Here is a 1,356-nt window from a genome sequence, read left to right on the forward strand (position 1 = left end):
GCCGGCGCTCCGCCGAGGACGCCGGGGCTGGGGCTCCGCCCGGGACGTCGCGGCCGAGGACCCGGCCGGGCAGGTCGCCCCCGGGGTGCCCTCCCGCGGCGACGCTCCCGCAGGGGACCGTACGGTGAGGCAGAATCGACACAGGCCGTTCATACGCGGCGGCCAAAAGATCACCGAGAATCCGCACCGCCCTCGCACACCTGACGCAGATCTGAAGGCCCCATGCCCCCGACGCTCGCCTCGCTCGTCCACCACTCCGCGCTCAAGCTGACCGTGCGCGCGGGTGAGGACCGCCTCGACGTGCCGGTCCGCTGGGCCCACTCCAGCGAGCTCGCCGACCCCGTGCCCTACATGGAGGGCGGCGAGCTCCTGCTGATCACCGCGCTCAAGCTGGACGCGGAGGACCCGCAGGTGATGCGCCGGTACGTGCGACGGCTGGCCGGGGCCGGGGTGGTGGGGCTCGGCTTCGCCGTCGGGGTCCACTACGAGGACATCCCCGACGCGCTCGTCGAGGCCGCGCGGGACGAGGGCCTGCCCCTGCTGGAGGTCCCGCGCCGCACCCCCTTCCTCGCCATCAGCAAGGCCGTGTCCGCCGCCATCGCCGCCGACCAGTACCGGGCGGTCACGGCGGGCTTCGCGGCACAGCGGGAACTGACCAAGCAGGCCCTGACCGACGGCCCCGAGGGGCTGCTGGGCGCGCTGGCCGCGCAGGTCGACGGCTGGGCGGCGCTGTACGACACCGCGGGCGCCGTCGTCGCCGCGGCACCCGACTGGGCGGGCCGCAGGGCGGCGCGGCTCACGGCGGACGTCCAGCGGCTGCGCGAGCGGCCGGCACCCGCCTCCTCGGTCGTCGGCGGTGCCGGTGACTCCGAGCAGTCCGAGAACGCGGACCGGGTCGAGCTGCACTCCCTCGGCACCTCCCGCAAGGCCCGCGCGGCCCTCGCCGTCGGCACGGCCGCGCCCCTCGGCACCGCCGAGCGGTACGCCGTCCACTCCGCCATCGCCCTGCTGACGCTCACCACGGAACGCTCCCGCTCCCTGCACGCCGCCGAGCAGCGCATCGGCGCGGCCGTGCTGCGCATGCTGCTCGCCGGCGAACCGGACCACGCCCGGGCGGTCGCCGGCGGCCTGTACGGCGACCTGCTCGACGCGCCGTTCCGGATGATCGTCGCCGAGCCCGCGTCGGCCTCTGCCGCCCGGGCCGCCGCCGGGCACCAACCCCGCGTGCCCGTCACCAAGCCGTCCGCCGCCGCGCTGGCCGCGGCCGACGCCGGCGGCGACCCGCTCGGCGTCCTCGCCGAGGTCGTCGAGTCGGCGGCGGCCCGGGCGGGCGAGGCGGTGCTCGTGGTGCCCGAG

Annotated in this window: 1 protein-coding gene; it reads left to right on the forward strand. The window is 77.2% G+C overall.

The annotated features are described in order from the left end of the window. Positions 1–222: 222 nt before the first annotated feature. On the forward strand, positions 223–1,356 hold a 1,134-nt coding region (locus tag GTW67_RS31390), incomplete at its 3' end, for a PucR family transcriptional regulator ligand-binding domain-containing protein (RefSeq protein ID WP_161168138.1).

Origin of the sequence: Streptomyces sp. SID5910, from assembly GCF_009862125.1 — a bacterium.
Classification (GTDB): domain Bacteria; phylum Actinomycetota; class Actinomycetes; order Streptomycetales; family Streptomycetaceae; genus Streptomyces.